This window comes from Roseateles flavus (assembly GCF_039872765.1).
GTDB lineage: Bacteria > Pseudomonadota > Gammaproteobacteria > Burkholderiales > Burkholderiaceae_C > Roseateles_B > Roseateles_B flavus.
In genome coordinates, this window is the sequence record NZ_JBDPZC010000008.1 from 1 (window position 1) to 26,107 (window position 26,107).

A 26,107-nucleotide genomic window follows, 5' to 3' on the forward strand; every position below is an offset into this window, starting at 1 on the left:
GCCCAGCGCACTGAGGCCTTGGCCCAGTGGCAGCATCACTACAACTGCCACCGTCCGCATAGCGGCATCGGCGGTCTGCCGCCCATCTCCAGGCTCAGTTCGTCAGGAAACAACCTCTTGACGATTCACAACTAGACTGCGCACCGTGAATCCCACCACCCTGATCCTTGCCGGCACCCTCCCCACGCTTCTCGCCTACAGTCTCTCGCCCTCCACGACGCTGCTGAACCAGCTGCTGGCCGTGGGACTGTGGGGCGGCGTGCTGCTTACCCAGCAGGTCCAGACACGCCAGGCCGGCTGGGCCCTCCTGCCGCGCAGTGCCCCGGGCCTGCTGGCGGTGGCGGCTGCCGTCCTTGTGGCCCTGCTGGGCGTTTCGCTGACCGCCCTGGCCCTGCTGCCGGCGCTGGCGCTGCTGATGGCCGGCCTGCTGGTGCTGGCGGGAGCCCGCGCAGGCGCCTCGGGGCAAGGCCTGACCCTGGGGCGAGCCTTCGCCCTCGGCCTGCTGCTGGCGGGGCTGGGCGGCGCGCTGGTGTCGCTGGTGCAGGTCTTCCTGCCGGACTGGACCGATGCCGCCTGGATCGCCCGCTCGGGCATTGCCGGACGCGCGGTGGGCAATATCCGCCAGCCCAATCACTTGGCCAGTCTGCTGCTGTGGGGCTGCATCGCGGCGGTGTGGCTCAGCGAGAGCTGGGGGCGTGAGCGCCCGGCCTTGCGCGCGCTGCTGCCGCTGATGCTGTGGCTGCTGCTCTTCTGCGTGGTGCTGAGCGCGTCGCGCACGGGCATGTGGTTCGGCGTGGCGCTGCTGGTGCTGTGGGGACTGCTGGACGACCAGCTGCGCCTGCAGGCCCGCCTGAGCCTGCTGATCACGCCGCTGCTGACCTACGCCTCCTGGCAGTTCATGCACTGGTGGTCCGCCGTCGGCGGCCATGCCTTCGGCGCCGAGGCGCGCCTGGCCGAGGGGGCGGGCTCGCCGTCCCGGGTGGCCATCCTCAAGAACAGCTGGGCGCTGCTGCAGCAGCATCCCTGGCGCGGCGTGGGCTGGGGCGATTTCAACTTCGCCTGGACCCTGACGCCCTTCCCCGACCGCCCGGTGGCCTTCTTCGACCATTGCCACAACCTCGTGATGCAGATCCTGGTGGAGATGGGCTGGCCCCTGGGCCTGCTGATGCTGGGGGGCCTGGCCTGGCTGCTGTGGCTGGGCCTGCGTGCCGCGTATCGTGCGCGGGGCGCCGTGGCGCTGCAGCGCCGCTGCGCGCTGATGGTCGTGCTGATGATCGGCCTGCACAGCATGCTGGAGTACCCGCTGTGGTACCTCTACTTCCTGCTGCCCACGGCCTTCGCGTTGGGTCTGGCACTGGCGGTGCCAGGTGAGCAAGACCTGACCCCGGACCAGCAAGACCTGACCCCGTCCGCCGTCGTGCTGCCTCGGCGCCTGCTGCAGGCCGCCGGCGCGCTGATGATCGCCGGGGCCGCCTTTGCGGGCTGGGACTATCTGCACATCGTCGACATCTACCGCTCCGGACCGCGCATGGCGCCGCTGGACGAGCGTATCGCGCGCGGCCAGCGCAGCCTGCTGTTCTCCGCGAGTGCCGACTACGCTGCCGCCACGGTGCCCGCGCCCTCCCGGGCTACGCTGGATGCGGCACGGCGCACCGGGCACAACCTGATCGATGTCCGCCTCATGATCGCCTGGGCCCAGTCCCTGCACGCGGTGGGAGAGACCGACAAGGCGCGCTACCTCGTGCAGCGCCTGCGCGAGTTCCACAGCACGGCGGCCGAAGAGTGGCTGGACGAATGCGAGAACTGGCCGGCCCATGCCCTGCGGCCCTTCCAGTGCGACCCACCGCAGCGGAGCTACCGCTACGAGGACTTCCGCTGAGCCGGGGCCGGGGGCTCAGTCCCCGGCCACCCAGTCCCCGCTCTTGCCGCCCTTCTTCTCCATCACGCGGATGCCGTCCATGACCATGCCGCGGTCGGCCGCCTTGCACATGTCGTAGATGGTCAGCAGGCCCAGCTGTACCGCGGTGAGGGCTTCCATCTCGACGCCAGTCTGGCCCAGGGTCTCGACCTGGGCCTCGCAGTGCACGGTGGACGCCGCCTCGTCGATGCGGAACTCCACCGCCACGCGGGTGATGGGCAGGGGATGACACAGCGGGATGAGGTCGCTGGTGCGCTTGGCGCCCTGGATCGCGGCGATGCGGGCCACGCCCAGGACATCACCCTTCTTGGCGTGGCCGCCCTGGATCAGCGCCAGCGTGGCGGGCAGCATGCGGATGCGGCCGGTCGCCCGCGCGATCCGGTGCGTGACCGCCTTGGCGGACACATCGACCATATGGGCCTGGCCCTGGGCGTCAAAATGGGTGAGCGGCGAATTCATGGTCAGCAACACAGGCTTAAGGATTGGCTGCCATGATAGCGAGCGACCCGGCCCGTCGGCCGGGGCCGCACAAAGCTTCCGACGGAGCCTGGGAGAGGGGATTTTGGTGAAGAGAATGCATGCCGAGGCGGCGAGCAAGCCGCTGGCGCAACGCCTGCTGGCGACCCTGTGCGCAGGCCTGATGCTGCTGCCAGCCGCCCCCCTGCAGGCGCAGGTGAACCTGCCGGCCCTGGGTGATTCGGTGTCGGATGACCTCAGCATCGGTGCCGAGAAGCGCCTGGGCGAGCAGATCATGCGCCAGATCCGCCCCGATCCCGACTACCTGGACGACCCCCTGCTCCTGGAATACGTGCAGGGCGTGTGGAGCCCGCTGGTCGAGGCCGCCCGGCGCCAGGGCAATATCGGTGACGACACCCACGAGCGCTTCGCCTGGGAGGCCTTCCTGGTCCGCGACCGCAGTGTCAATGCCTTCGCGCTGCCGGGCGGCTACGTGGGCGTCCACCTGGGCCTGATCGCCATCACCAGCTCGCGCGACGAGCTGGCTTCGGTGCTCGGGCACGAGCTCTCGCACATCACCCAGCGTCACATCGCGCGCCGCATCGTCGGCGACTCGCGCAGCAGCATGGCCGCGATGGCGGGCATGGTGCTGGGGCTCATCGCCGCGTCCAAGGCGGGCAGCGTGGACCTGGCCAATGCCGCCATCATGGGCAGCCAGGCTGCGGCGGCCCAGGCCTCGCTCAACTTCTCGCGCGACATGGAGCGCGAGGCCGACCGTGTGGGCTTCAACGTCATGGTGGGCGCGGGCTTCAAGGGCCTGGGCATGGTGAGCATGTTCGAGCGCATGGACCAGGCCTATCACCTGATGGATTCAGGCGCCTACCCCTATCTGCGATCGCACCCGCTGACCACCGAACGTATTGGCGACGCCCGGCTGCGCCTGGGCACGGAGGCGCCCCTGGCGCTGGAAACCTCGCCGGAGCATGCCCTGATGGCCGCCCGTTCGCGCGTGCTGATGGACGCACGCGCCGAGTCCTGGCGCCAGCTCCAGGGCATGGATGCCGGTGTTCGTCAGACCCTGGCCCATGGCCATGAGCAGCTGGCGGCCCGCTATGCCAGCGCGCTGGCCTCGATCAAGTTGCGTGACTTCAGCCGGGCCGAGGCCGCCCTGCAGCAGGCCGAGCAGCTGCAGCGCCAGACTGTGCCTGACGACGCCCGCGTCCGGCGCGACCTCGTCTTCCTGCGTGCCGAGCTGGCCCACGCCCGGGGCGATGCCGGTGCCGGCTATCTGGCGCTGTCGGCCCTGCCCGAGAAGAGCCGGGCCGTGCTGATGATGCGCGGCCAGCTGGCCCAGGTCGACAAGCAGCCGGAGCGGGTGCGGGCCGCCGCGGAGGCGCTCCAGACCCATGTGAGCCTGCAGCCCGCCGATGCCGGAGCCTGGGGCCTGCTGTCGCAGCTGTGGACACAGCTGGAGCAGCCCCTGCGCGCCGTGCGGGCCCTGGGCGAGTCACGTGCCGCCATGGGCGACCTCAATGGCGCCATCGATCGCCTGCGCTCGGGCCTGCGCCTGTCCCGCACCAGGGACGCCGACCAGTTCGAGGCCTCGGTGATCGACGCGCGCCTGCGCAGCCTGCTGTACGAACGCCGGCAGATGCTGCTGGAGATGTACCCGCGCGGTGCGCCACCAGGCGCCGAGCTGCCCTGAGCGCGGCGCGCGGGGCGTTTCAGTCCATGGGCGAGGGGAAGAGCCGCTCGACCACGGTGTCGATCAGCATGCCGCACAGGCTGTAGATCAGGGAGCCGATCAGGGCGGCGCCGAAGCCGGTGACGGCAAAGCCGTCCAGGACCCCGGCCGCTGCCCAGAACATCAGGGCATTGATCACGAAGAGGAAGAGTCCCAGGCTCACCACCGTGACCGGGAGGGTCAGCAGCACCAGGATGGGCCGCAGCAGCGTGTTGAGCAGGCCCAGGATCAGCGCAGCGATCATGGCCGACCCGAAGCTTTTCACTTCGACGCCGGGGTAGAGATGGGCGACCAGCAGCAGGGCGCCGGCCAGCAGCAGCCAACGGGTGAGCGTCTTCATGGCGGCGAGCATACCTGCGGACCGTGAATTTGGCGCAGGGTCTGGCGCGGAATGTCGCGCGGGACTTGCTCAGGATCATCCCCGGCCTGTACGAGGCCATGGGCGCTGGTGCACAATGCAGGCTTCCGAAAGGGGAGTAGCTCTCGGTCCTTGTTCCGAGGCGGCCGCCCGTCAGTACGGTGCTCGCAAGGGCGCCCGGGCCCCGCAGCCAGTCCGTGCCAGTCCACCGGTATGGTCCATGCCCCGCAAGACCTTTCGTGAGCCGTCGATGTCCGCGCGCCTGCCGGTGCCGGACGTCCTGTGTCTGACATCTTGCGGGAGTCTCCCATGAGCAGTGCGCCCCTGTGGCTGTGGTTCTTCTTCGTCGCGTCCGTGCTGGGCGCCTTGTTCGTCGACTTCGTCCTGCTGCGCAAGCAGGGGGCCCATGAGGTCAGCCTGCCGGAGGCCCTGCGCTGGTCCGGCATCTGGGTTGCCCTGAGCCTGGCCTTCAATGTCCTGCTGTGGTGGGCCGTGCGTGACAGCACCGGCGACACCGCCCTGGCCAATACCCGTGCGCTGGAGTTCCTGACCGGCTACCTGATCGAGAAGTCGCTGGCGGTCGACAACATCTTCGTCTTCCTGATGATCTTCACCTACTTCTCGGTGCCGCCGGCCTACCAGAAGCGGGTGCTGATGTGGGGCATCGTCGGTGCCATCGTGCTGCGCTCGGTGATGATCCTGGTGGGCAGCTGGCTGATCGCGCAGTTCCACTGGGTGCTCTATGTCTTCGGTGCCTTCCTGCTGCTCACCGGCATCAAGATGTGGTGGGCCGCCGGCCAGGAGCCGGATCTGGAATCCAACCCCGCGCTGAAGCTGCTGCGCCGCGTGCTGCCGGTGAGCCCGCAGTTCGAGGGCGAGCGCTTCTTCACCCGCCTGGACGGCAAGCTGATCGCGACGCCGCTGTTCCTGGTCGTGGCGCTGGTGGGCGTGACGGACGTGATCTTCGCCGTGGACTCCATCCCCGCCATCTTTGCGGTGACCACCGATCCCTTCATCGTGCTGAGCTCCAACATCTTCGCCATCCTGGGCCTGCGCGCCATGTACTTCCTGCTGGCGGCGATGGCGGCCAAGTTCCATCTGCTGAGCTATGGCCTGGCGGTGGTGCTGGCCTTCATCGGGACCAAGATGATGCTGATCGACGTGGTCAAGATCCCGGTGCTGGCCTCGCTGGCGGTGGTCGTGCTGATCCTGGCGGTGACCATGGTGCTGAGCGTTCGCACGGCGCCGCGCCTGCCGGCATCGCGACCCTGAGCACGGCCGGGCGCCCGCAAAAAAGGCCCTCGTCGAGGGCCTGAACAAGAGAGAGACGGTGCGGGCGTTCAGGCTCAGGCCGCCGCGAGCTGCAGCGTGCTGCACGCGAAGGGCAGGGGAGCCGGGTGCGGATGATCGACCTGGCTGGCCGGGGCCAACGCCTCGAAGGTCTTGTCACTGAACTCGATCATGGCCGCGACCAGCAGCTGGCCCTCGCTGCGCAGCGGGGCGCCCAGGCGCTGGATGTCCACGCCCCAGCGCATGGCCAGGCGTTCGATGGCGACGGTGGTGCAGAAGATCAGCCGCCGCGCGCCCGACTGGGCCGCCGTCCGGATCGCCTGGAGCAGCAGCTGCTTGCCCACCAGCAGGTCGGCGGCGCTGGCGCCTGGCAGGCCCTGCTGCACGATGTCCATCGCGGCATAGCGGGACAGCTCCCAGACCTGGGCATCCCGCGGGGGCTGGTGGCCGGACAGCAGCTGGGGGAAGAGCTCGCCCAGGAGGTAGCTGCCCTCGGTGGGCAGCAGGCGGGCGTAGCCGATGACACGGCCCTCCTCGCTGCGGGCCACGAGGTGGACGGCGTCGGCCTTGTCGAACTGGTCCTGGTCGCAGCCGGGCCTGCAGGGCAGGTCCCAGCCCAGCCGCCCGACGAAGACGTCATACCGATAGGCAGCCAGCTCCGTGCGCGTGGCGGCGCTGAGGGCCGAGTCGGCATAGCGATGGATTCTCATGCGGGCTCCTCCGGTCCTGGTGGACTTGTGTGTACGGACCGCATTTCAGGCGGAGGTCCAATTTACGGCAACTAACAGAACTGTTAGGGACAGGCCCCCCTGCCTGTCTGTACAGTTCCCACCAGAGCGGTGGAATGACCGTTCCGAGGAAATGCTTCTTGCGATGCATGGCTGCCACACCTAGAGCTGGCCAGCGCCGCATGACCGGGATCCTGTCGACACAAGAAAGGAAGCGGGCCACAGACCGATGGTTCGCAGGAGCGGACCATGTGGACCTGAATGAGCCCGTCCAAGAGCTATGAGCATTGACTTCTATCTGCGGCTTGATGCCGCCCAACTGGCGCGCTTGCGCTTCGAGCATCTCGAGTCGCACGTCGACGCCGATCTCTCCGACCTCGCCGCCCAGGCCCGCTGCGAGGGCGCCTGGCTGACCGAGGGCATCGAGGGCTACACCGAATGGGTGGACAGCGCGCATGCCGGCTATTCCATCGGCTGGGACTGGGTGGTGCAACCGCCCACCGGCCTGCTGGCCCTGAAGGCGCACTCCATCCGCACCAACATCATGCTGACGCAGCCGGATGGCAGCGACGCCGGCCGCTCCCGCACAGAGCGGCACCTGGCCGAGCTGCTGCAGACCTGGTCCTGGCCGGATATCGTCCTGAATACGCTGAAGCAGTCCAGCCAGCAGCTGTTGCGTTAGTCGCAGGGGGTGGCGCAGCAGGGGGGATTGCCCTAGTTGGCGCTGTTCGCACACTTTGGCACCCTGCCGGGTCGCCAAGGAGGCGTCCAGCAACCAGCCGACGAGGCCCCGATGAAATGTTGGCAGAGTGAACAGCTTCGCCTGATCAGCAGCGCGTCCAGCACCCAGGAAACCTTTGACACGGTGCTCGCCGAGGCCAACCGCATCGGCTTCAACTACTGCTCCTTCGGCATGAAGGGGCCGGTGCCGCTGGCGGCGCCGCGCGTGGTCTGGTGCAGCAACTACCCGGCCGACTGGCAGCGTCGCTATGAAGAAAAGGGCTATCTGCGGGTGGACCCCTCGGTGCAGCGCGCCATCGTCTCGGACGAGATCATGGTCTGGAACGACGCCTTGTACGCGCAGGCTCCCGAGTTGCGTGCCGATGCGGCGGCCCACGGCCTGCGCTATGGCGTGGGCGTGCCGCGCCGCGATGCGCGGGGCATGGTGAGCCTGCTGAGCTTCGTGCGCTCCGATGAAGACGTATCGCCCGAGGAGCTCGCCGGCAAGCGCGAGCGCATGCACTGGCTCTCCGTGCTGTGCCACGACGGCATGCTCAAGGTCTGGGGCGACCTGCTGCGCGACGACTCCGCCGTGGCCCTGTCCGACCGCGAGCGCGACGTGCTGCGTTGGGCCTGCGAGGGCAAGACCTCCACCGACATCGCCCAGATCATGCAAATCTCCGAGGCCACGGTGAATTTCCACACCCGCAACTCCTGCGCCAAGCTGGGCACCAGCAACCGGACGGCCGCCGCCGTGCGGGCGGCGCTGCTGGGCCTGCTCTGGTGAACGGGCGCCGCCAGGCCTCGCCCCGGGCGCACCGGGCCTGATCGGGCCTGATCGGGCCTGGCCCTGCCGCTGCCTGTCGGGCTCGAATGGCCGTGGCCGCCCCGGTCTCGGGGGCGCGCCGGGCCGCCGGTCGTCCCTTCTTTTGCAGAAGATGTCTGCCCAGTGTTTGCGTAAAAGCAAATGCGAATGGTTCGCATTGTGTATGATGGGCTCATCATCCTGATTCCAACGCGTGGCGGGATGTCCGGCGCCTGTTTCTGGGCCGGGCTGACAGGGCTGCGCGGCCTCGCGCCATGAGCCAAGCGATTGCCTCCTTCCCGCTGGACTTCAACTCGACCGCCTCGGCGCCACGTGCGCCCGAGTCGGCCCGCTCCCCGCGCGAGCCCGAGCCGCCCCTGGCGGCCCTGCCGCTGCTGGGACCCACCGAGTGGCAGCCCCGTCGCAGCAAGCGCCTGCTGCTGCCCGTGCTGGGCCTGCATGCGGTGATGGCCTGGGGCCTGGTGCAGATGGGCGTCGTGCCCATGCCCAGCCGTCCGGCGCCGGTGGAGGTCAAGCTGCTGACCGTGCCCCCGCCCAAGACGACGCCGCCACCCGCCGCCCGCCCGACGCTGGCGCCCCAGTTCCAGCAGCTGACCGTGCCGCCGGTGGAGGTGCCGGTGATCCAGGTGGCACCGTCGCCGGTGCTCGCCGTGGTGGCCGAGAACCCGCCGCCGCGCCCGGTGGTGGTGTCCACGCCGGCCCCGGCACCGGCCGGCCCGGGTCCGGTCCACTCCGGCCCGCGCGAGGTGTCTGCCAGCGCGGTGCAGTATCTGCAGGCGCCGCCTATTGCCGTGCCGGCGCTGTCCCGCCGCCTGGGTGAGAAGGGCACCGTGGTGCTGCGCGTGCTGGTGGACCGCGACGGCCTGCCGCGCCAGATCACCCTGCAGCAGTCCTCCGGCTTCGCCCGCCTGGACGAGCAGGCCCAGCAGGCCATGCGCGCCGCCCGCTTCAAGCCGCACACCGAGAATGGCGAGCCGGTCGAGATGCTGGTGCTGACCCCCATCCAGTACGAGCTTGGCCGGTGAGCTGGCGCTCACCTCTGCTCACATCCATCCCGCCGCACGTGGTGGCGGCCGCAGACTACATGGCGCTGGCCCGCGAGCGCCTGGACGATGCCGCCTGGGCCTATCTGGACGGCGCCGCGGCGGATGAGCGCACGGACGCCGCCAACCGCGCCGCCTTCGCCCGCCTGGACCTCCAGACCCGCGTCCTGCGCGACCTGCGGGGTGGACACACCCGCTGCCAGCTGCTGGGCATGGCCTTGCCCCACCCCCTGCTGCTGGCACCGGTGGCGCACCAGGGCCTCTTCCATCCCGATGCCGAGGCCGCGACCGCCCTGGCGGCGGGCGTGATGCAGACGCCCCTGATCGTCAGCACTCTGTCCACCCTGGGCATCGAGGCCATTGCCGCCCAGACGAGCGGGCCGCTGTGGTTCCAGCTCTATGCCCAGCCGCGCTGGGAGGACAGCCTGCGCCTGGTCCGGCGGGCCGAGGACGCCGGCTGCCGCGCCCTGGTGCTGACGGTGGATGCGCCCGTCGCAGGCGTGCGCAACCGGGAGCAGCGGGCGGGCTTTGCCTTGCCGCCCGCCCTGGCGCCGCGCGACCTCCAGGACTGTGCGCCCCTGCCGCCCGGTCAGCCCGGCACGGACCCCGTCTTTGATCGGCTCATGGCCGTTGCTCCACGCTGGGAGCATGTGGAGGCCCTGCGCCAGGCCAGCGCGTTGCCCCTGCTGATCAAGGGCCTGACCCATCCGGACGACGCTCGCCTGGCGCTGGAGGCCGGGGTCGACGGCGTGATCGTGTCCAACCACGGCGGTCGCACCCTGGACGGCCTGCCCGCCAGTCTGGACCTGCTGCCGGCCATCGTGCAGGCGGTGCAGGGCCGGGTGCCGGTCCTGATGGACGGCGGGATCCGCCGCGGCAGCGATGTGTTCAAGGCCTTGTCCCTGGGTGCGGAGGCCGTGCTGCTGGGCCGCTGCTGGGTCCATGCCCTGGCCGCCGCGGGGGCGCTGGGCGTGGCCCATGTGATCCGCCTGCTGCAGGAGGAACTGGCCCTGACCATGGCCTTGTGCGGCTGCCGGGACCTCTCGGAGGTGCGCGCCCGGGCCTGAATGCGAGTTCCCTGACATAAATCAATTGCAAATGCGAATGCTTCGCATCTAGAATACTGATCTGTCGCAGCAAGCCATCCGTTTCATCGGGCGGGGTGCCTCGCGCACCGGCCCGGCAGGGCGAGGGGGTGCGAGGCCCGGCCTTCGGTAGCCAGCCGCCCCCTGAACGTCGAAACGGAGCCCCCATGTCGCACATCAAGAGCCGCAAGCACGCGGCCCCCGCCCGCCTGAGCACCACCGCCCTGGCCCTGCTGGCCGGCAGCCTGCCGGGCCTGGCCCTCGCCGCCGAGAATGCCCCGGCCCCGCGCAAGGCTGAAGAACAGGTGCTGCCCACCCTGAAGGCCACCGCGGCGCCCGAATCCGGCTTCAAGGCCGACACCAGCGCCAACATCAAGCTGACCCAGCCCCTGCTGGACACGCCCAAGACCGTGCAGGTCATCAAGAAGGAGATGTTGCAGGAACAGGGCGCGGCCTCGCTGATGGACGCGCTGCGCAACACCCCCGGCATCACCATGCAGCTCGGCGAGAACGGCAATACCTCGGCGGGTGACACCTTCCAGATGCGTGGCTTCTCGACCCAGTCCGCCACCTTCGTCGATGGCATGCGTGACCTGGGCGCCGTCACCCGTGACACCTTCAATCTGGAGTCGGTGGAGGTGGTCAAGGGCCCGTCCGGTGCGGACATCGGCCGTGGCGCCAGCGCCGGCTACATCAACCTGATCAGCAAGCAGGCCCAGGCCGACCAGTTCAACGAGCTCAATGTGAGCCTGGGTACCGCCAGCCGCAAGCGCGCCACGCTGGACAGCAATGTGCAGCTGGGCACGAACACCGCGGCCCGCGTCAACGTGATGGTGCAGGACGGCGGCGTCGAGGGCCGCGACCAGGTCAAGAACAAGGGCTGGGGCGTCGCGCCCTCCATCGCCTTCGGCCTCAACACGCCCACCCGCGTCTTCCTCTATTCCCAGCACCTGCGCCAGGACAATGTGCCGGACGGCGGCATCCCCACCACCGGCATGCAGGGCTTCTACAACGCCGATGCCAGGATCCAGGCCGCCAGCAGGGTGCGCCGCGAGAACTTCTACGGCAGCCCCGCCGACCACGAGAAGGTGGACGCCGACATGTTCTCGGCCCGCCTCGAGATGGACCTGGGCGGCGGCACCCAGCTCAAGAGCCTGACCCGCTACGGCCGCACGCACATGGAGCGTGTGCTGACCGGCATCAACGGCCTCAGCATCAACGCCGGCACCCAGGCCCTCGAGGTGGCGCGCACCCGCCAGCGCGTGGACCAGCGCAACGAGATCCTGGGCAATCAGACCCATGTGGTGACCGGCTTCAAGCTCGGCGGCCTGCAGAACGACCTCAGCGCCGGCTTCGAGCTGCTGATGGAAACGCAGAACAACCGCGGCTTCACCAACGGCAGCACCAGCACCGTGGACGTCGTGCTGAACAAGGCCAAGGTGCCGGGCATCGCCCTGCCCAATGCCAATCTTTACGCCCCGAACATGGCCGACGTGCTGGGCACGCCCATTGCCACCGGCGCCGACACCGACGGCCGCAGCCTCACCCAGGCGCTCTACGCCTTCGACACCCTGCACATCAGCCAGCAGCTCAAGCTCAACGCCGGTCTGCGCGTGGAGCACTACAGCCTGCGCACCAACAGCAGCACCCTGGTGACCGGCGGCACGGGCGGCAACCTGGCCACCTACAAGCCCCTGGGCTACGACGTGGGCAGCTTCGCGCCGAGCCACCTCACGAGCAGCGACTGGCTCAAGAGCTGGAACCTGGGCCTGGTCTACAAGCCGGTGGCCGAGGGCACGGTCTACCTCTCGCTGGCCAACAGCCTGACCCCGCCGGGCGGCGACAACTTCGCGCTGTCGTCGAGCGCCACCAGTCAGGCCAATGCCGCGCTGGATCCGCAGAAGACCAGCAATGTGGAGCTGGGCGCCAAGTGGGAGCTGCTGGACCGCCGCCTCAACGTCAGCGCGGCCCTGTACCACACCCGTAACGAAGGCCAGGTCTCCTATGACGACCTGAAGAACCCCGTCCCCATGGGCAAGACCCGGGTGACGGGCCTGGAGCTCTCGGCCGTGGGCCAGATCACCAACTTCTGGCAGGTCTCGGCCGGCATCGCCCGCATGAAGACCAGGCAGTCCGACCAGTGGAGCAGCGACCGCACGACCGAGACCGTCGGCGTGCGCTGGTCGCCGGACTGGACGGCCACGGTGTGGACCTCCTACACCTTTGGCGACATCACCCTGGGCGGTGGCCTGCGCCATGTGTCCGAGCAGAAGCGCGCCATCACCACGGCGACGGCGGCCCAGAACATGCCCAGCATCCCGGCCTACACGGTGGCCGACCTGATGGCGTCCTATGCCTGGAGCAAGACCCTGAAGTTCCAGCTCAACGTGGGCAATGTCTTCGACAAGACCTACATCGCCTCGCTCAACAACAGCGGTGCGCGCATGAAGCTCGGCGCCGAGCGCAATGTGAGCCTGAGCGCCAACCTGCTGTTCTGAGCGCGGCACTGACACCCACCCTTTCCCCAGGAGCCCGCATGCTGCTGCACATTCCCGAAGTTCTCGGCAAGTCGGAGGTGCAGTCGCTGCGGCGCGCCCTGGATGAGGCTGGCTGGGTGTCAGGTCTTGCCACCGCCGGCCCGCAGGCCGCCCGCGCGAAGGACAACGAGCAGCTGAGCCCGGACTCCCCGGCCTTTCTGCCCCTGTCCGAGCGTGTGGCCGCGGCCCTGCAGCGCCATCCGCTGTTCCTCTCGGCCGTGCTGCCGCGCCACGTGCTGCCGCCCATGTTCAACCGCTACCAGGGTGGCGGCCAGTACGGCAACCACATCGACAACGCCCTGCAGACCGACCGCCGCAGCGGCCAGGTGGTGCGCACCGACGTGTCGACCACGGTCTTCCTCTCCGAGCCCGAGGAGTACGAGGGCGGCGAGCTGATCGTGGAAGACAGCTACGGCACGCACGAGGTCAAGCTGGCCGCGGGTGATGCCATCGTCTACCCCTCCACCTCCCTGCACCGCGTGGAGCCGGTGCGCTCGGGCGCGCGCATCGCCTCCTTCCTCTGGACGCAGAGCCTGGTGCGCGACGCCTGGCGCCGCGCCATGCTCTTCGAGCTGGACATGACCATCGTCAAGCTGCGCGGCCAGCTGGGTGACAACGCCGAGGTGACGGCGCTGACCGGCCACTATCACAAGCTGCTGCAGCAATGGGCGGAATGACCGACATCGCCAAGCCCGGAGCCAAACCCTCGAGGGCCGGCTGGATGCGCACGCTCTACCAGTGGCACTGGATCAGCTCGGCGCTGTCCCTGGTGGGCATGCTGCTGTTCGCGGTCACGGGCTTCACGCTCAACCATGCGTCGGACATCGAAAGCAGGCCACGCGTGGTCCAGCGCGAGCTGACTCTGCCCGTCGCGCTGCTGCCGGCCCTGGCATCTGGCGCGCTGCAGGGTGATGCCGCCGTGCCTGCGCCGGTGCGCGACTGGCTGGTGCGCGAGCTGGACGCCGAGCTGGCCCGCGACGGCAGCATCGAGTGGTCGCCCGAGGAGCTCTACATGGCCCTGCCGCGCCCGGGCGGCGACGCCTGGCTGCGCCTGGACCGGCAAAGCGGCGCGCTGGAGTACGAGAACAGCGACCGCGGCTGGCTGGCCTACTTCAACGACCTCCACAAGGGCCGGCATGCCGGCCGGGCCTGGAGCCTGTTCATCGACGTCTTCGCAGGCGCCTGCCTGCTGTTCTGCCTCACCGGCCTGCTGATCCTGCAGCAGCACGCGGGGCGGCGCCCGAGCACCTGGCCCCTGGTCGGCGCGGGCCTGGTCCTGCCGGTGCTGCTGGCCCTGCTGCTGGTGCACTGAATTCAAGGAATCTGGAAGGACACCCTCATGCAAACCTCTCTCCTCAGCGCCCGCTTCGCGGCCCTCGGCGCCCTGGGCCTGGCGGGCTCGCCGGTCTGGGCGGCCGAAGTCCAGCTCAAGCTCGACATCCCCCGCCTCAACGTGGCCGAGTATCACAAGCCTTACGTGGCCGTGTGGCTGGAGAAGCCCGGCGAAGCCGGCGCCGCGGCGCAGCTGGCCGTCTGGTACGACCTCAAGAAGCCCAACAACGGCGGCACGAAATGGCTGCGCGACATGCGCCAGTGGTGGCGCCAGGGCGGTCGGTCCCTGAGCCTGCCGGCGGACGGCGTCAGCGGCGCCACCCGCGCGCCCGGCGAGGCCGTGCTGCAGCTGGACAAGCACCCTGCCCTGGCCCAGCTGCCGGCCGGCAACTACGAGCTGGTGGTGGAAGCCGCCCGCGAGGCCGGCGGCCGCGAGGTGCTGCGCCTGCCCCTGAGCTGGCCCGTCAAGACGGCCCAGCAGGCCAAGGCCCAGGGCGAGCATGAGCTCGGCGCCGTGCAACTGAACACCAAACCGTGAGGAGGCTGACCATGTGGAGCAAGACCCGACCCCTGCTGACCGCCCTGGCCCTGTGCCTGGCCGGCAACGCCCAGGCCCACATGACCTGGCTGCTGGCCAACAGCTACCAGGTCAATGGCAAGGAGCCCGTGGTGTCCGTGGATGCCGCGGTGTCCGAAGACCTCTTCGTCTTCGAGCGCGCCCTGAAGCTGGAGCAGATCCTGATCACCGCGCCCGACGGCAGCAAGCAGGAGGCCCAGCAGCGCACGGCCGCCCGCCATCGCGAGAGCTTCGAGCTGCGCCTCACGCAGGATGGCACCTACCGCGTCAGCCATGTGCAGCTGGGCCTGATGGGCAGCTATGTGCTGGACGGCCAGACCAAGCGCTTCCGCGCCACGCCCGCCACCCTGGACCAGGAGCTGCCCGCCGGCGCGCAGCTGCAGGGCCTGACCCAGGTGCACAACCGCCAGCAGATCTTCGTCAGCAAGGAAGAGCCGGGCAAGCTGGCCTTCGTGCCCGAGGGCCAGGGCCTGGAGCTGCTGCCCCTGGATCCGGTCACCGAGCTCAGCCATGGTGACCGCAGCCGCTTCCGCCTGCTGCTGGACGGCCAGCCCCTGGCCGAGGCGTCGGTGCGCCTGCTGCGCGAGGGCAACCGCTACCGCTACAAGCTGGGCGAGCAGCTGATCAAGACGGATGCCAAGGGCGAGTTCACCATTGAATGGACCGAGGCCGGCCGCTACTGGCTGGGCGCCGCCCAGGGCGACAAGCCTGCGCAGGGCGTGACGGGCACGCGCGAGAAGCCGCTGCGCCGCGCCAGCCTCAGCGCCAGCTTCGAAGTGCTGCCGCGCTGAGCGATGTTCCCCTCCCCGGCCCCCATCCCGGCCCCGCGCCGCGCCCCGCCGCAGATCGCCATTCCCCGGCAGCTGCGGCCTGAGGTGCCGCCCTGGGGTCAGGTCTTGCACAGCCTGCAGGGGCAGACCATGGGCACCAGCTGGTCCCTGCTCTGCTATGGGCCGGCCGCCCTGCGCCTGGCGCCGGTGCAAGCGGCCGTGCAGGCGCGGCTGGACGCGCTGGTAGCCGAGCTGAGCCACTGGGAGCCCCGCTCTTTGCTGTGCCGCTTCAATGGCCTGCGTGTCGGCGAGGGCCTGGACCTGCCGCCCGACTTTGCTGCGGTCATCGCCGCCGCGCTGCACGTGGCGGAGGCCAGCGCCGGGGCGTTCGACCCCTGCATGGGCGCCCTGGTGCAGCGCTGGGGCTTCGGCCCGCCGGGCCAGCCGCCTGCGCAGGCCCGTGCGCCGCTGCAGGCCTGGCGCGAGCTGCGCTGGGACGCGCCACGCCGCCATCTGATGCAGCCCGGCGGGCTGATGCTGGACTTCTCGGCCATCGCCAAGGGGCATGCGGTGGACTGCATCTCGACCTTGCTGGTCGAGCTGGGCCTGCCGCACCACCTGGTCGAGATCGGCGGCGAGCTGCGCGGCCAGGGGCTCAAGCCGGAGGGCCAGCCCTGGTGGGTGGACGTGGAGCCGCCCGCCACGGATTGCGAGCTGCCCACGCTGCGCATCGCCCTGCACCAGCTGGCGGTGGCCAGCTCGGGCGACTACCGGCGCTTTCGCATCGACGGGCAAGGGCGGCGTCTGTCTCACACCCTGGACCCGCGCACCGGCCAGCCGGTGGCGCATGAGCTCGCCCTGGTGAGCGTGCTGCATGAGAGCGCCATGTGGGCCGACGCCTGGTCCACCGCGCTGATGGTGCTGGGCCCCGAGCAAGGCCTGACCCTGGCGGCGTCCCGCGGCCTGGCGGCACGCCTCGTGCTGCGCGAGGGCGGGGGCTGGCGCCAGCTGCTGTCGCCCGCGCTGCAGGCACTGCTGGAGGACGCGGCATGAGCCTGCTGCTGAGTGCCCCGCGCGTGAGCGCCGCGCTGCTGCTGCTGGCGGCCTACGGGGCCGGCTGTGCCTGGCTGTGGTGGCGGCACCGGCAGGCGTTGAGCGCCGAGGCCGGCCGGCTCGCCGCCGAGGGCGCGCAGGCCGGCGCCCTGCTGGTTCTGCATGCGAGCCAGACCGGCCAGGCCCAGGCCCTGGCCGAGGAGACCGCGCAACGCCTGCGCGCCGCGGGCCGGGCCGTGCGCCTGATGCCGCTGGGCAAGGTGGAGGCCGGCACGCTGGCGCAGGCCCGCCAGGCCCTGATCATCGCCAGCACCACGGGCGAGGGCGATGCGCCCGACAGCGCGCTGCCCTTCGTCAGCGGGTGCATGCAGGCCCAGGAGCCGCCCTCGCTGGCCGGGCTGCAGACGGCCGTGCTGGCCTTGGGTGATCGCCGCTACCAGGCCTTCTGCGCCTTCGGCCTGTCGCTGGCGCAATGGCTGCGCTCGCGCGGCGCCCAGCCCCTGTTCGAGATGCTGCAGGTGGACTGCGGCGATGCGCGGGTGATCGATCAATGGTGGCGCCAGCTCGCCGAGGTCCTGCAGGACCCGCTGCACGAAGCCCCGGCCGCGAAGGCCACGGCATCGACGACGCGCTGGGTCCTGCAGGAGCGCCGCTGCCTCAACCCTGGCAGCCAGGGTGCGCCGCTGCACCTGCTGCGCTTCGTGGCTGAGGCGGCACCGGGTCAGGCCCTGCCCCTCTGGCAGGCCGGCGATCTGGTCCAGGTCTTCCCGCCAGACGACGTGCAGCGGCCGCGCTCCTACAGCATCGCCTCGCTGCCCGCGGACGGCGCCCTGGAGCTGCTGGTGCGCGAGCGTCGCGATGAGCAGGGGGCGCTCGGTGCGGCCTCGGCCTGGCTGTGCCAGCGGCTCGAAGTGGGCCAGGCCCTGGACATGCGGCTGCAGGCCCATGAGGGTTTCCGGCAGTCGGGCAACGAGGAGCGGGCGCTGATCCTGATCGGCAACGGCACGGGCCTGGCCGGCCTGCGCGCGCACCTCAAGCGCCGTGCCGAGCAATGGCGTGCGGGCCGCACGGCCGCGCCGGTGTGGCTGCTGCACGGTGAACGGCAGGCGCGCCACGACACCCACTTCGACGAGGAGCTTCAGACCTGGCACCGCGAAGGGCTGCTCGCGCATGTCGACCGCGTCTACTCGCGCGACCTGCCGGGCCGCCACGTGCAGCAGCAGCTGCAGGACGAGTGGCAGCGACTGCGCGAATGGCTGGCTCGGGGCGCCGCCATCTATGTCTGCGGCAGCCTGCAGGGCATGGGGCAGGCCGTCGATCGCCTGCTGCGCGAGCAGCTTGGCGAGGCCGGCCTGCAGGCGCTCATTGCATCAGGACGTTACCGTCGCGATGTCTATTGAAGGCCTTGCGTCGCGATGGCGCGAGGCGCGAGAGCCCCGTGTTGATGGGCCTGCCCGCGGCATCGCGGCGCTCAACTGATGCAGCGCCGCGACAAAAGCAATCCGCTCGACATCAAATGAGGCCGTCTTAGGGGCAACCTCCCCCTGCAAAGCCTTCTCTTTGCCAGAGGCCCGCAGTACCATTGGCCGCGCAGGGTGCTAGAGAGACTTGAAGGAACGACCTTCGCCCGTGGCCCGGCACATCAACTAACTTTTGATGGAGAGAATCGAAATGGCAACTGCGAAGAAGGCCGCGCCCGCCAAGAAGGCGGCAGCTCCGGCCAAGAAGGCCGCTGCGCCGGCCAAGAAGGCCGCCCCTGCGAAGAAGGCCGCTCCTGCCAAGAAGGCAGCGCCGGCGAAGAAGGCTGCGGCTCCTGCAAAGAAGGCGGCAGCTCCTGCAAAGAAGCGCACGCCCAATGCTGCCTTCATGAAGGCCCTGACCCCCAGCAGCGCGCTGGCGGCCATCGTCGGTGCAGCGCCGCTGCCCCGCACCGATGTGACCAAGAAGGTCTGGGAGTACATCAAGAAGCACAAGCTGCAGGACGAAGTGCAGAAGCGCGTCATCAACGCCGATGCCAAGCTGAAGGAAATCTTCGGCAAGGCCAAGGCCGACATGTTCGAGATGACCAAGCTGATCAACAGCCACCTGAAGTGAGCTGTCGTGACGCGGGGCTGGCAGCAGCCCCGCTTCCGCATGAGAACCCGGCCCCGCCGGGTTTTTTTTCGCCTGGCGATGCCGGCCCTGCGAGTCCGGGCGCCAGCGCCGTTGTCCTCTGCCGCCCCAGAGGCCCCGTGCGAAAAGCGTGAATACCGCATGCGTCCAGGGCCCCGCGATCAGGGGGCGTCGCCCGGGGGCGGCGGGCGACGCCTCTACACTTGCCGCCACAGAGCCCGTCCCCTCGCTGGCGGGCTCAAGCATCCCGGGCCTTTTCGCGGCACCGGGAGCCTCGTCGAACGGGACTCACCATGCCATTGATCGCTACGCTTGCGCTGGCGGCTTCGGGCCTCGCCCTGCCTCACTGCTCCTGGGACCGCCCGGGGGTCAATCCTTTCATGGGCGATGTGGTGGAGGCTGTCGACGACTACAAGGACATCCCCGAGGCCACCCGGCTGAAGCTCAAGAAGCGCATGAGCGACCGGCAGTACGAGGACCTGGTCACCATCCGGCGCGACAGCATCACCGGCAAGAGCGAGTACGGTGCCGAGATCCGCGACATGCACTACGGCGCCAGCGGCAATGTCTGCCGCACCGTCACGCGCAAGAAGTGGTCTTCCGAGCATGCCGAGCGCGGCCTGGTCTATTGCGAGGACAACCACTGCGTGGTCGTGCCCACCGTGTGCCGCAACGTGAGCCGCATCAGGCGCCTGCCCGTCAAGCCGGTGGCGGCCCTGCCGGCCTTCGCGGAGAACATCATCGGCGCCAAGTCCGAGGTCGATGACGCACCGCTGTTGATCGATCCGCCGGCCGCCGGTGTGATCGACAACCTGCCCAGCGATCGCAACAGCTTCGCCCAGGTGGCCAACCTGCCCACCGACACCGGCAGCACCAACTTCACCCCGACGCCGGGCGGCGGTACGCCGCAGATTCCTGCCGGCGCGGTCACGCCCGTGCCCGAACCGCAGGTCTGGCTGATGTTCGTCGCCGGCCTGGTGGCCATGGGCTTCAAGGCGCGCCGCCGCCGCCACTGAGACGGCGCCGTCCCCTGACAAAGGGCCGCTTCGCAGCGGCCCTTCTGCCGAGTGCGTGGGCCTCAGCCGCGCGCCAGCAGCGGCGCCAGGTAGCGCCCGGTGTGGCTGTCTTCGCAGGCGGCCAGCGCCTCAGGCGTGCCGGCCAGCAGCAGGCGGCCGCCGCCGGAGCCGCCTTCGGGGCCCATGTCGATCAGCCAGTCGGCGGTCTTGATGACATCGAGGTTGTGCTCGATCACCACGATGGTGTTGCCCGCATCGCGCAGCGCATGCAGCACCTTCAGCAGCAGCTGGATGTCACCGAAGTGCAGGCCGGTGGTGGGCTCGTCCAGGATGTAGAGCGTGCGGCCGGTGTCGCGCTTGGAGAGCTCCAGCGCCAGCTTCACCCGCTGCGCCTCGCCGCCGGACAGTGTGGTCGCGCTCTGCCCCAGCTTCACGTAGCCCAGACCCACGTCCATCAGCGTATGCAGCTTGCGCGCGATGCTGGGCACGGCGCCGAAGTACTCGCAGGCGTCCTCGACCGTCATGTCCAGGACCTGGGTGATGTTCTTGCCCTTGTAGAGCACCTCCAGGGTCTCGCGGTTGTAGCGCTTGCCGTGGCAGACGTCGCAGGGCACGTAGACATCGGGCAGGAAGTGCATCTCCACCTTCAGCACGCCGTCGCCCTGGCAGGACTCACAGCGCCCGCCGGCCACGTTGAAGCTGAAGCGGCCCGGGCCGTAGCCGCGCTCGCGGGCCGTGGGCATCTCGGCGAAGAGCTCACGGATGGGCGTGAACAGCCCCGTGTAGGTGGCCGGGTTGGAGCGCGGCGTGCGGCCGATGGGGGACTGGTCGACATTGATGACCTTGTCGAAGGCCTCCAGGCCCTCGATCTCATCGTGCGGGGCCGGCTCCTGGTGGCTCTGGTAGAGCTTGCGGGCCACGGCGGCGTAGAGGGTGTCGTTCACCAGCGTGCTCTTGCCCGAGCCGGACACGCCGGTCACGCAGGTCAGCAGGCCCACGGGGAACTCCACCGTCACGCCCTTGAGGTTGTTGCCGCGTGCATTGACGATCTTCAGCGTGCGCGGGTCGGTGCTTTCGGCCAGGCTGTGGCGCTTCTTCGGGACCTCGATGCGTTCGGCGCCGCTCAGGTAGCGGCCGGTCAGCGAGTCGGGGTTCGCGGCCACCTCCTCGGGCGTGCCCTGCGCGATGATGCGGCCGCCGTGCACCCCGGCGCCGGGGCCGAGGTCCAGCACGTGGTCGGCGGCACGGATGGCGTCCTCGTCATGCTCGACCACCAGCACCGAGTTGCCCAGGTCGCGCAGGCGGCGCAGGGTGGCGATGAGGCGGTCGTTGTCGCGCTGGTGCAGGCCGATGGAGGGCTCGTCCAGCACGTACATGACGCCGGTGAGGCCGGAGCCGATCTGCGAGGCCAGGCGGATGCGCTGCGCCTCCCCGCCGGAGAGGGTGTCGGCGCTGCGGTCCAGGCTCAGGTAGTTGAGGCCCACGTCGTTGAGGAAGCGCAGGCGCGCGGCGATCTCGCGCACGACCTTGTCGCCGATCTCGGCCTTGGCGCCCTTGAGCTTGAGCCCCTCGAAATAGTCCAGGCATTCGCGCAGCGTGGCGTGCTCGACCTCGTAGATGGGCCTGCCCTTCACCGCGGCGTCGGCCGGCTGCAGCAGCACATGGCGCGCCTCGCGGCGCAGGCGCGAGCCTTCGCAGTCGGGGCAGGCCTTGGGGGCCATGTAGCGGGCGAGGTCCTCGCGCACGGCGCTGGAGTCGGTCTCGCGATAGCGGCGCTGCAGATTGGGCAGGATGCCCTCGAAGGGATGCGAGCGCTTGACGGAACGCTTCTTGCCGTTGGCCCCTTCGGCCTCGTAGGTGAAGGCGATGTCCTCGGTGCCCGAGCCGTGCAGCAGCACCTGGCGGGCCTGCTCCGGCAGCTCCTCGAAGGGCAGCTCCAGGTCGAAGTGGTAGTGGCGGGCCACCGACTCCAGCAGCGAGTAGGTGTAGCCATTGCGGCGGTCCCAGCCCTTGACCGCGCCGCTGGCCAGGCTCAGGGTGGGGAAGGCCACCACGCGCTCGGGGTCCATCACCGTCACCTGGCCCAGGCCCTCGCAGCTGGGGCAGGCGCCCACGGGCGAGTTGAAGGAGAAGAGCCGCGGCTCCAGCTCGGGCAGGGAGTAGCTGCAGATGGGGCAGGCGAACTTGCTGGAGAAGATTTGCTCGGTGCCCTGGTCCATGTCCAGCACCAGCGCGCGGCCCTCGGCCAGGCGCAGCGCGGCCTCGAAGCTCTCGGCCAGGCGCTGGCGCAGGGCCTCGGCGCTGTCGGCCTTGAGGCGCACGCGGTCGATGACCACGTCGATGTCGTGCTTCTCGGCCTTCTTGAGGGCCGGCAGGTCCGGCACCTCCACCGTCACGCCGTCGACGCGGAAGCGCACATAGCCCTGGGCCTGCAGGTCCTGGAAGAGCTCCAGGAACTCGCCCTTGCGGTCCCGCACGACGGGAGCCAGCAGCATCAGCTTGCTGCCCTCGGGCAGGGCCAGCACGGCGTCGACCATCTGGCCCACGCTCTGCGCCTCCAGGGGCAGGCCGTGGTCGGGGCAGAAGGGCGTGCCGGCGCGGGCATAGAGCAGGCGCAGGTAGTCGTGGATCTCGGTGACCGTGCCCACGGTGGAGCGCGGGTTGTGGCTGGTGGCCTTCTGCTCGATGGAGATGGCCGGCGAGAGGCCCTCGATCACGTCGACCTCGGGCTTGTCCATCAGCTGCAGGAACTGGCGGGCGTAGGCCGAGAGGCTTTCCACGTAGCGGCGCTGGCCTTCGGCGTAGAGCGTGTCGAAGGCGAGGCTGGACTTGCCCGAGCCGGACAGGCCGGTGATCACCACCAGCTGGTTGCGCGGCAGGTCGACGTCGATGTTCTTGAGGTTGTGGGTGCGCGCGCCGCGGACCCGGATCATGGGGCTCTCCAGCGAGGTCAGGGCACGGGGGGTGGGCTCAGTGGACATGCGCGTCGCGGCAAGGGGAAACCCGCCATGATAGGCCGAGTGCGCCGTCCTGGCGCTGCAGCAGCTGCCAGGTCTTGTCAGCAGCTTCAGACATCCGTGTTAATCCCCCGATTCGTGGCTCTCCAACTGTTGCAGCATCGCTGACAATTCGTTGCATTGCGCAGTTCGCCTGGAGACAAGCTTGAGTGAAGAAACCCGTCAGCGCAAATCGTGGCTGGATGGCTTCATGGCTTATCCGCTGCCGGCGGGATTGGACGAGGAGGTGGCACGCCGCAACATCGTGCTGCTGGACCAGAAGCTCTACCAGCTCTGGAGCCTCGGTGAGAACCTGATCTACGCCTGGACCCCCAGCGAGCACGGCCTGGAGGTGCTGCTGGCACCACATGCCCTGCTCACCGAGTTCACCGAGCGCGCGCCCGGCGGTGCCGAGCGCATGCGCCGTGCCACCATGCTGGAGACCCTGCTGGCCCAGCAGGAGCACCTGAGCGCCGAGGCCTTCCAGGCCACGGCCCGCGAGCTGGAGCTCAAGCCCCTGCACGTGGCCCTGCCCTTCTCGCCCAGCGACGGCCTGGGCCTGCGCCTGGTGGCCGCCATCGTCGAGCGCTACGGCATCCGCCTGGTCGAGGACCGCGCCGTGATCCTGCTGGATGCCGTGGGCTTCTCGCTGCTGACGCCGCTGGAGCAGGTGGTGCAGCTGAGCAGCCTGTCCTGCTCGGTGAACGCGGCCTACGCCAAGCTGCTGGACCGCGAGATCAACATCAACTTCGCTCGCACCACCACGGGCGACGGCTTCTACATCTGGAACCGCATGCGCGGCATGGCGGCCAATGTGGAGCTCTACCAGCTGCTGCAGTTCATCCTGGCCGACAACGCCCTGGCCCGCGAGCGCGCCACGCGCAAGGGCACGGTGCCGCGGCTGCGCGCCTGCTTCCACGTGGGTTCGCACTACGAGTTCTATCAGAGCGAGGGCCTGAACCCGACCTCGTTCAGCTACCTGGTGGGCCAGGTGACCATCGAGCTGGCCCGCATGATCGAGCGCGCCCTGCCGGGGCAGATCCTGGTCGGCAAGTTCTACACCGCGATGCGCGACGCCGACGACGAGATGCTGATGGTGGACAGCAAGGACTTCGTCGACTGCACCCGCGCGCCCCTGCAGGCCCTCAACGGCCTGGCCCTGGGCGGCTCGGAGATCGACGAGATCGCCTGCTACCTCACCGGCCAGCGCGACACGGCCTTCGGGGGCAGCTACGGCATCAACGAGTACGAGATCCAGGACAAGCACGGCCTGCTGCACCGGGTCTACAACGCCAAGATCAACATCCACCGCCGCCATGGCGAGCCCATCTATCTGGGCCTGCGCGAGGACGACCTGGCCGGTTTCCACGCCCGCATCGTCAATGGCTGAACTCCCGGTGCTTGTCCCCTGAATTTGCTTCACAATCGCGGCGGCCTCCAGTGACCCGGGCGAGGACTGCGCCACCCTCCGGCCCTGCCGCAGGGCGGTGACAGCGGGCAGGAGGCCAGCCACGAACGGCGGTCGCCCTGAGCGAGCCGCCCCTCTTTTGGAGCGAGGGAATCAAATGAATGAAGGAATGAAGCGCCTGGCCGCATCGCTGCGGCCAGGCCTTGTTGCAGGTGCTGCTGCGCTCATGCTGACGGCCTGCGGCGGCGGCGGCGGCGGCGGATCGGACGCCGCCCCGGCCCCCACGGCTTGTGCCACGGGCACGGTGACCCTGCAAGCGTCCAGCGGGCCGCAGGCGGGCCGCAATGTTGAGCTGCAGGCGCAGGCCTGCAACTTCACGCTGGGCGACCCGCAGTGGACGCAGACCCAGGGTACGACCCTGCCGCTGATGTCCGCCCGTTCGGCGGCGATCAGCGTGGAGCCCGCGGCGGGCGATTACGGCTTCAACCTGAGCTACCTGGATCCCCAGGGCCAGCGCAAGTCTCAGACCGTGCAGCTGTCGGTGCCGGCGTCCACGGAGCCCGCGCTGGTCGTGCGCGGCGATCCCTCGCTGTGGAGCGGCAATGGCGCGTCGCTGCGCGCCTGGCTGCCCACCCTGAGCGCCGCCGAGGCCGCAGGTGCCACCTACACCTGGACCCAGACCGATGGCCCGGCCGCCCTGAGCCTGCAGGGCCAGGACACGGCCCGCCTCCTGTTCAAGGGGCCGGAGGTGAGCAAGGACGTGGCGATGAGGTTCCGCGTCGACGTCAAGCTCGCCGCGGGTCAGACGCTGAGCCAGGCCTTCCAGGTCCTGCTGCAGCCCCAGCCGGGCCGCGCCTTGCAGCCGCTGTTCGATGCCAGCAACCCCAGCTCGCGCGTCTACCCCTGGCTGCGCAACGGTGCCCATGCCGAGGCCCTGGCCGCCTGCATCTACGGCCCCCAGCTCGACGGCGGCAACCTCTGCCCCATGAGCCGCCTGCCCATGCTGGGCACCGAGACCGGCGGCGCCACGCCCACTGTGGAGCAGGTCATGGCCCGCGTGCTGGTCAGCCATGACTGGATGGCCCAGGTCTTCGAGCGCTACCTGCGCGAGCAGGACGTCCATGGCGACTTCCGCAACCTGCTGAAGGCGACCACCGCCGTGGTGATCGGTGCCCGCGTGCGTCCGGCCTTCTACTGGAAGGCCACCGGCGCCATCTACCTGGACGCCAGCTACCTGTGGCTGACGCCGCAGCAGCGCGACACGGTCAGCGAGACCCCCGACCCGCGCGCCGACTTCGGCGGCGACCTGGGCTACACCATGCTGTGGCGCTACGTGAAGGACAAGGACTACGCCGGCGGCAGCTACCCCATTGCCGAGCGCAAGAGCCGCGAGCTGCCGGACCTGCATGCCCGCCTGGGCAGCCTGCTGTATCACGAGCTGACCCATGCGGGTGACTTCACTCCGCCGCGCCTGCACAGCGTGCTGAACCCGGCCCTGCGTGTCTATGACATCCAAGCGGGCGTGACCGCCTCGGATGACCTGGCCGCCAAGCTGCCGCTGCAGTCCGCCGAGATGGTGGCCCTGGGCAAGGTGCAGTTCTTCGGCAAGGCCTCGACGGCCGTGCAGCGCGCCTACACGCCGCAGGACATCACCGGCTTCTTCGCACCCGATCGCGCGACGGACGAGTACAACTACTCCCTGCCCGACAGCACCACCGTGGGCCGCGAGGACGCCGCCATGCTGGCCGAGGAGGCCATGATGCAGCTGCGCTTCGGCATCCTGCGCGACGTGGCCATCACCCCGCCCCTGACGGCGACCAGCACCAGCTCGAACATCATCGTCAGCTGGGGCCAGCGAGGCCGGGTGGGCGAGGCGAAGATCAAGCCGCGCGTGGCCCTGGTGATGTCCCAGGTCATGCCCTGGGTCGCCGCCAGCGAGCTGGACAAGCTGGCCGCGCCCCAGGCCCTGCCGGCCGGCAGGAGCTGGCTGGCCACGCTGGACCCCGCCGCCGCGGCGCACCCGTCCGAGGCCCAGCGCCGCCAGGCCGACGAGGCCCTGCAGGACATGGGCGGCCGCCGCCAGGAGCGTCGCCGCGCCGCGAACCTGCAGCGCGATTTCCGGCAATCTGCCCAGTGAT

The 26,107-nt window shown here is 69.7% G+C and carries 23 protein-coding genes; 19 read left to right on the forward strand and 4 right to left on the reverse strand.

Annotated features, from left to right (window positions below; all coding sequences use genetic code 11):
• Together ABDJ40_RS16735 and ABDJ40_RS16740 are read left to right on the forward strand one after the other, a co-directional pair.
• Positions 1-135, forward strand: a 135-nt coding sequence (locus ABDJ40_RS16735) for an integrase core domain-containing protein (RefSeq protein ID WP_347611723.1), incomplete at its 5' end; no start/stop codon positions are given.
• 10 nt (positions 136-145) lie between these two features.
• Entirely contained in the window at positions 146-1,879 is a 1,734-nt protein-coding gene (locus ABDJ40_RS16740; RefSeq protein ID WP_347611515.1) for a PglL family O-oligosaccharyltransferase, read from the forward strand.
• Between the two features lie 15 nt (positions 1,880-1,894).
• On the opposite strand, the gene moaC is transcribed toward ABDJ40_RS16740, so the two are convergent.
• Positions 1,895-2,377 carry a cyclic pyranopterin monophosphate synthase MoaC gene (gene moaC, locus ABDJ40_RS16745; protein ID WP_347611516.1) on the reverse strand — a complete coding sequence of 161 codons (483 nt, stop codon included), beginning with the start codon at positions 2,375-2,377 and terminating at the stop codon, positions 1,895-1,897.
• A gap of 115 nt (positions 2,378-2,492) precedes the next feature.
• On the opposite strand from moaC, the gene ABDJ40_RS16750 reads away from it, so the two are divergent.
• On the forward strand, positions 2,493-4,079 hold the full coding sequence (locus tag ABDJ40_RS16750; RefSeq protein WP_347611724.1) for a M48 family metalloprotease: 1,587 nt from the start codon (positions 2,493-2,495) through the stop codon (positions 4,077-4,079).
• A gap of 19 nt (positions 4,080-4,098) precedes the next feature.
• Here the strand turns inward: ABDJ40_RS16750 and ABDJ40_RS16755 are convergent, their stop codons facing one another.
• The gene (locus ABDJ40_RS16755; RefSeq protein WP_269630834.1) at positions 4,099-4,458 is read right to left on the reverse strand and encodes a phage holin family protein; all 360 of its coding nucleotides are present in this window, start codon (positions 4,456-4,458) and stop codon (positions 4,099-4,101) included.
• 327 nt (positions 4,459-4,785) lie between these two features.
• On the opposite strand from ABDJ40_RS16755, the gene ABDJ40_RS16760 reads away from it, so the two are divergent.
• On the forward strand, positions 4,786-5,748 hold the full coding sequence (locus ABDJ40_RS16760) for a TerC family protein (RefSeq protein ID WP_347611517.1): 963 nt from the start codon (positions 4,786-4,788) through the stop codon (positions 5,746-5,748).
• Positions 5,749-5,822: 74 nt separating this feature from the next.
• Here the strand turns inward: ABDJ40_RS16760 and ABDJ40_RS16765 are convergent, their stop codons facing one another.
• Positions 5,823-6,476, reverse strand: coding sequence for an acyl-homoserine-lactone synthase (locus tag ABDJ40_RS16765; RefSeq protein WP_347611518.1), 654 nt, complete (start codon positions 6,474-6,476; stop codon positions 5,823-5,825).
• A gap of 298 nt (positions 6,477-6,774) precedes the next feature.
• Between ABDJ40_RS16765 and ABDJ40_RS16770 the strand changes: the two genes are divergently transcribed.
• The 13 genes from ABDJ40_RS16770 (at position 6,775) to ABDJ40_RS16830 (ending at position 19,565) form a co-directional block, all read left to right on the forward strand.
• The gene (locus ABDJ40_RS16770) at positions 6,775-7,176 is read left to right on the forward strand and encodes a DUF4902 domain-containing protein (RefSeq protein ID WP_347611519.1); all 402 of its coding nucleotides are present in this window, start codon (positions 6,775-6,777) and stop codon (positions 7,174-7,176) included.
• Positions 7,177-7,287: 111 nt separating this feature from the next.
• Entirely contained in the window at positions 7,288-8,001 is a 714-nt protein-coding gene (locus tag ABDJ40_RS16775) for an autoinducer binding domain-containing protein (RefSeq protein WP_347611520.1), read from the forward strand.
• Between the two features lie 293 nt (positions 8,002-8,294).
• The gene (locus tag ABDJ40_RS16780; protein WP_347611521.1) at positions 8,295-9,065 is read left to right on the forward strand and encodes an energy transducer TonB; all 771 of its coding nucleotides are present in this window, start codon (positions 8,295-8,297) and stop codon (positions 9,063-9,065) included.
• A complete protein-coding gene (locus ABDJ40_RS16785) occupies positions 9,062-10,150 on the forward strand; it encodes an alpha-hydroxy acid oxidase (protein ID WP_347611522.1) in 1,089 nt (362 codons plus the stop codon). The genes ABDJ40_RS16780 and ABDJ40_RS16785 overlap by 4 nt, the downstream gene beginning before the upstream one ends.
• A 185-nt stretch (positions 10,151-10,335) precedes the next feature.
• Positions 10,336-12,666 carry a TonB-dependent receptor domain-containing protein gene (locus ABDJ40_RS16790; protein WP_347611523.1) on the forward strand — a complete coding sequence of 777 codons (2,331 nt, stop codon included), beginning with the start codon at positions 10,336-10,338 and terminating at the stop codon, positions 12,664-12,666.
• 38 nt (positions 12,667-12,704) lie between these two features.
• A complete protein-coding gene (locus ABDJ40_RS16795) occupies positions 12,705-13,382 on the forward strand; it encodes a Fe2+-dependent dioxygenase (protein WP_269630842.1) in 678 nt (225 codons plus the stop codon).
• Entirely contained in the window at positions 13,379-14,017 is a 639-nt protein-coding gene (locus ABDJ40_RS16800; protein WP_347611524.1) for a PepSY-associated TM helix domain-containing protein, read from the forward strand. Before ABDJ40_RS16795 ends, ABDJ40_RS16800 begins: the two co-directional genes overlap by 4 nt.
• Before the next feature lie 27 nt (positions 14,018-14,044).
• A complete protein-coding gene (locus tag ABDJ40_RS16805) occupies positions 14,045-14,575 on the forward strand; it encodes a DUF2271 domain-containing protein (protein ID WP_347611525.1) in 531 nt (176 codons plus the stop codon).
• An 11-nt stretch (positions 14,576-14,586) separates the two neighbouring features.
• Positions 14,587-15,405: a DUF4198 domain-containing protein gene (locus ABDJ40_RS16810; RefSeq protein ID WP_347611526.1), complete on the forward strand. Its 819-nt coding sequence runs from the start codon at positions 14,587-14,589 to the stop codon at positions 15,403-15,405.
• 3 nt (positions 15,406-15,408) lie between these two features.
• Positions 15,409-16,437, forward strand: coding sequence for an FAD:protein FMN transferase (locus ABDJ40_RS16815; protein WP_347611527.1), 1,029 nt, complete (start codon positions 15,409-15,411; stop codon positions 16,435-16,437).
• Positions 16,434-17,837: a sulfite reductase subunit alpha gene (locus ABDJ40_RS16820; protein ID WP_347611528.1), complete on the forward strand. Its 1,404-nt coding sequence runs from the start codon at positions 16,434-16,436 to the stop codon at positions 17,835-17,837. The genes ABDJ40_RS16815 and ABDJ40_RS16820 overlap by 4 nt, the downstream gene beginning before the upstream one ends.
• Positions 17,838-18,108: 271 nt before the next feature.
• Positions 18,109-18,531 carry an SWIB/MDM2 domain-containing protein gene (locus tag ABDJ40_RS16825; RefSeq protein WP_269630848.1) on the forward strand — a complete coding sequence of 141 codons (423 nt, stop codon included), beginning with the start codon at positions 18,109-18,111 and terminating at the stop codon, positions 18,529-18,531.
• Between the two features lie 311 nt (positions 18,532-18,842).
• Entirely contained in the window at positions 18,843-19,565 is a 723-nt protein-coding gene (locus ABDJ40_RS16830; RefSeq protein ID WP_347611529.1) for an MHFG family PEP-CTERM protein, read from the forward strand.
• Between the two features lie 62 nt (positions 19,566-19,627).
• Here the strand turns inward: ABDJ40_RS16830 and uvrA are convergent, their stop codons facing one another.
• Positions 19,628-22,546, reverse strand: a complete 2,919-nt coding sequence (gene uvrA / locus ABDJ40_RS16835; protein ID WP_347611530.1) for an excinuclease ABC subunit UvrA — start codon at positions 22,544-22,546, stop codon at positions 19,628-19,630.
• Between the two features lie 181 nt (positions 22,547-22,727).
• Here uvrA and ABDJ40_RS16840 point away from each other — a divergent pair, with 181 nt between their 5' ends.
• Positions 22,728-23,951, forward strand: a complete 1,224-nt coding sequence (locus ABDJ40_RS16840; RefSeq protein WP_347611531.1) for a hypothetical protein — start codon at positions 22,728-22,730, stop codon at positions 23,949-23,951.
• Between the two features lie 175 nt (positions 23,952-24,126).
• Positions 24,127-26,106: a hypothetical protein gene (locus tag ABDJ40_RS16845; RefSeq protein WP_347611532.1), complete on the forward strand. Its 1,980-nt coding sequence runs from the start codon at positions 24,127-24,129 to the stop codon at positions 26,104-26,106.
• Position 26,107: the final 1 nt, after the last annotated feature.

Bases quoted from the DNA above. Each gene is read 5' to 3' on its own strand.
- moaC (WP_347611516.1), bottom strand. From the start codon at position 2,377: ATGAATTCGCCGCTCACCCATTTTGACGCCCAGGGCCAGGCCCATATG.
- ABDJ40_RS16750 (WP_347611724.1), top strand. From the start codon at position 2,493: ATGCATGCCGAGGCGGCGAGCAAGCCGCTGGCGCAACGCCTGCTGGCG.
- ABDJ40_RS16755 (WP_269630834.1), bottom strand. From the start codon at position 4,458: ATGAAGACGCTCACCCGTTGGCTGCTGCTGGCCGGCGCCCTGCTGCTG.
- ABDJ40_RS16760 (WP_347611517.1), top strand. From the start codon at position 4,786: ATGAGCAGTGCGCCCCTGTGGCTGTGGTTCTTCTTCGTCGCGTCCGTG.
- ABDJ40_RS16765 (WP_347611518.1), bottom strand. From the start codon at position 6,476: ATGAGAATCCATCGCTATGCCGACTCGGCCCTCAGCGCCGCCACGCGC.
- ABDJ40_RS16770 (WP_347611519.1), top strand. From the start codon at position 6,775: ATGAGCATTGACTTCTATCTGCGGCTTGATGCCGCCCAACTGGCGCGC.
- ABDJ40_RS16775 (WP_347611520.1), top strand. From the start codon at position 7,288: ATGAAATGTTGGCAGAGTGAACAGCTTCGCCTGATCAGCAGCGCGTCC.
- ABDJ40_RS16780 (WP_347611521.1), top strand. From the start codon at position 8,295: ATGAGCCAAGCGATTGCCTCCTTCCCGCTGGACTTCAACTCGACCGCC.
- ABDJ40_RS16790 (WP_347611523.1), top strand. From the start codon at position 10,336: ATGTCGCACATCAAGAGCCGCAAGCACGCGGCCCCCGCCCGCCTGAGC.
- ABDJ40_RS16795 (WP_269630842.1), top strand. From the start codon at position 12,705: ATGCTGCTGCACATTCCCGAAGTTCTCGGCAAGTCGGAGGTGCAGTCG.
- ABDJ40_RS16800 (WP_347611524.1), top strand. From the start codon at position 13,379: ATGACCGACATCGCCAAGCCCGGAGCCAAACCCTCGAGGGCCGGCTGG.
- ABDJ40_RS16805 (WP_347611525.1), top strand. From the start codon at position 14,045: ATGCAAACCTCTCTCCTCAGCGCCCGCTTCGCGGCCCTCGGCGCCCTG.
- ABDJ40_RS16810 (WP_347611526.1), top strand. From the start codon at position 14,587: ATGTGGAGCAAGACCCGACCCCTGCTGACCGCCCTGGCCCTGTGCCTG.
- ABDJ40_RS16815 (WP_347611527.1), top strand. From the start codon at position 15,409: ATGTTCCCCTCCCCGGCCCCCATCCCGGCCCCGCGCCGCGCCCCGCCG.
- ABDJ40_RS16820 (WP_347611528.1), top strand. From the start codon at position 16,434: ATGAGCCTGCTGCTGAGTGCCCCGCGCGTGAGCGCCGCGCTGCTGCTG.
- ABDJ40_RS16825 (WP_269630848.1), top strand. From the start codon at position 18,109: ATGGCAACTGCGAAGAAGGCCGCGCCCGCCAAGAAGGCGGCAGCTCCG.
- ABDJ40_RS16830 (WP_347611529.1), top strand. From the start codon at position 18,843: ATGCCATTGATCGCTACGCTTGCGCTGGCGGCTTCGGGCCTCGCCCTG.
- uvrA (WP_347611530.1), bottom strand. From the start codon at position 22,546: ATGTCCACTGAGCCCACCCCCCGTGCCCTGACCTCGCTGGAGAGCCCC.
- ABDJ40_RS16845 (WP_347611532.1), top strand. From the start codon at position 24,127: ATGAATGAAGGAATGAAGCGCCTGGCCGCATCGCTGCGGCCAGGCCTT.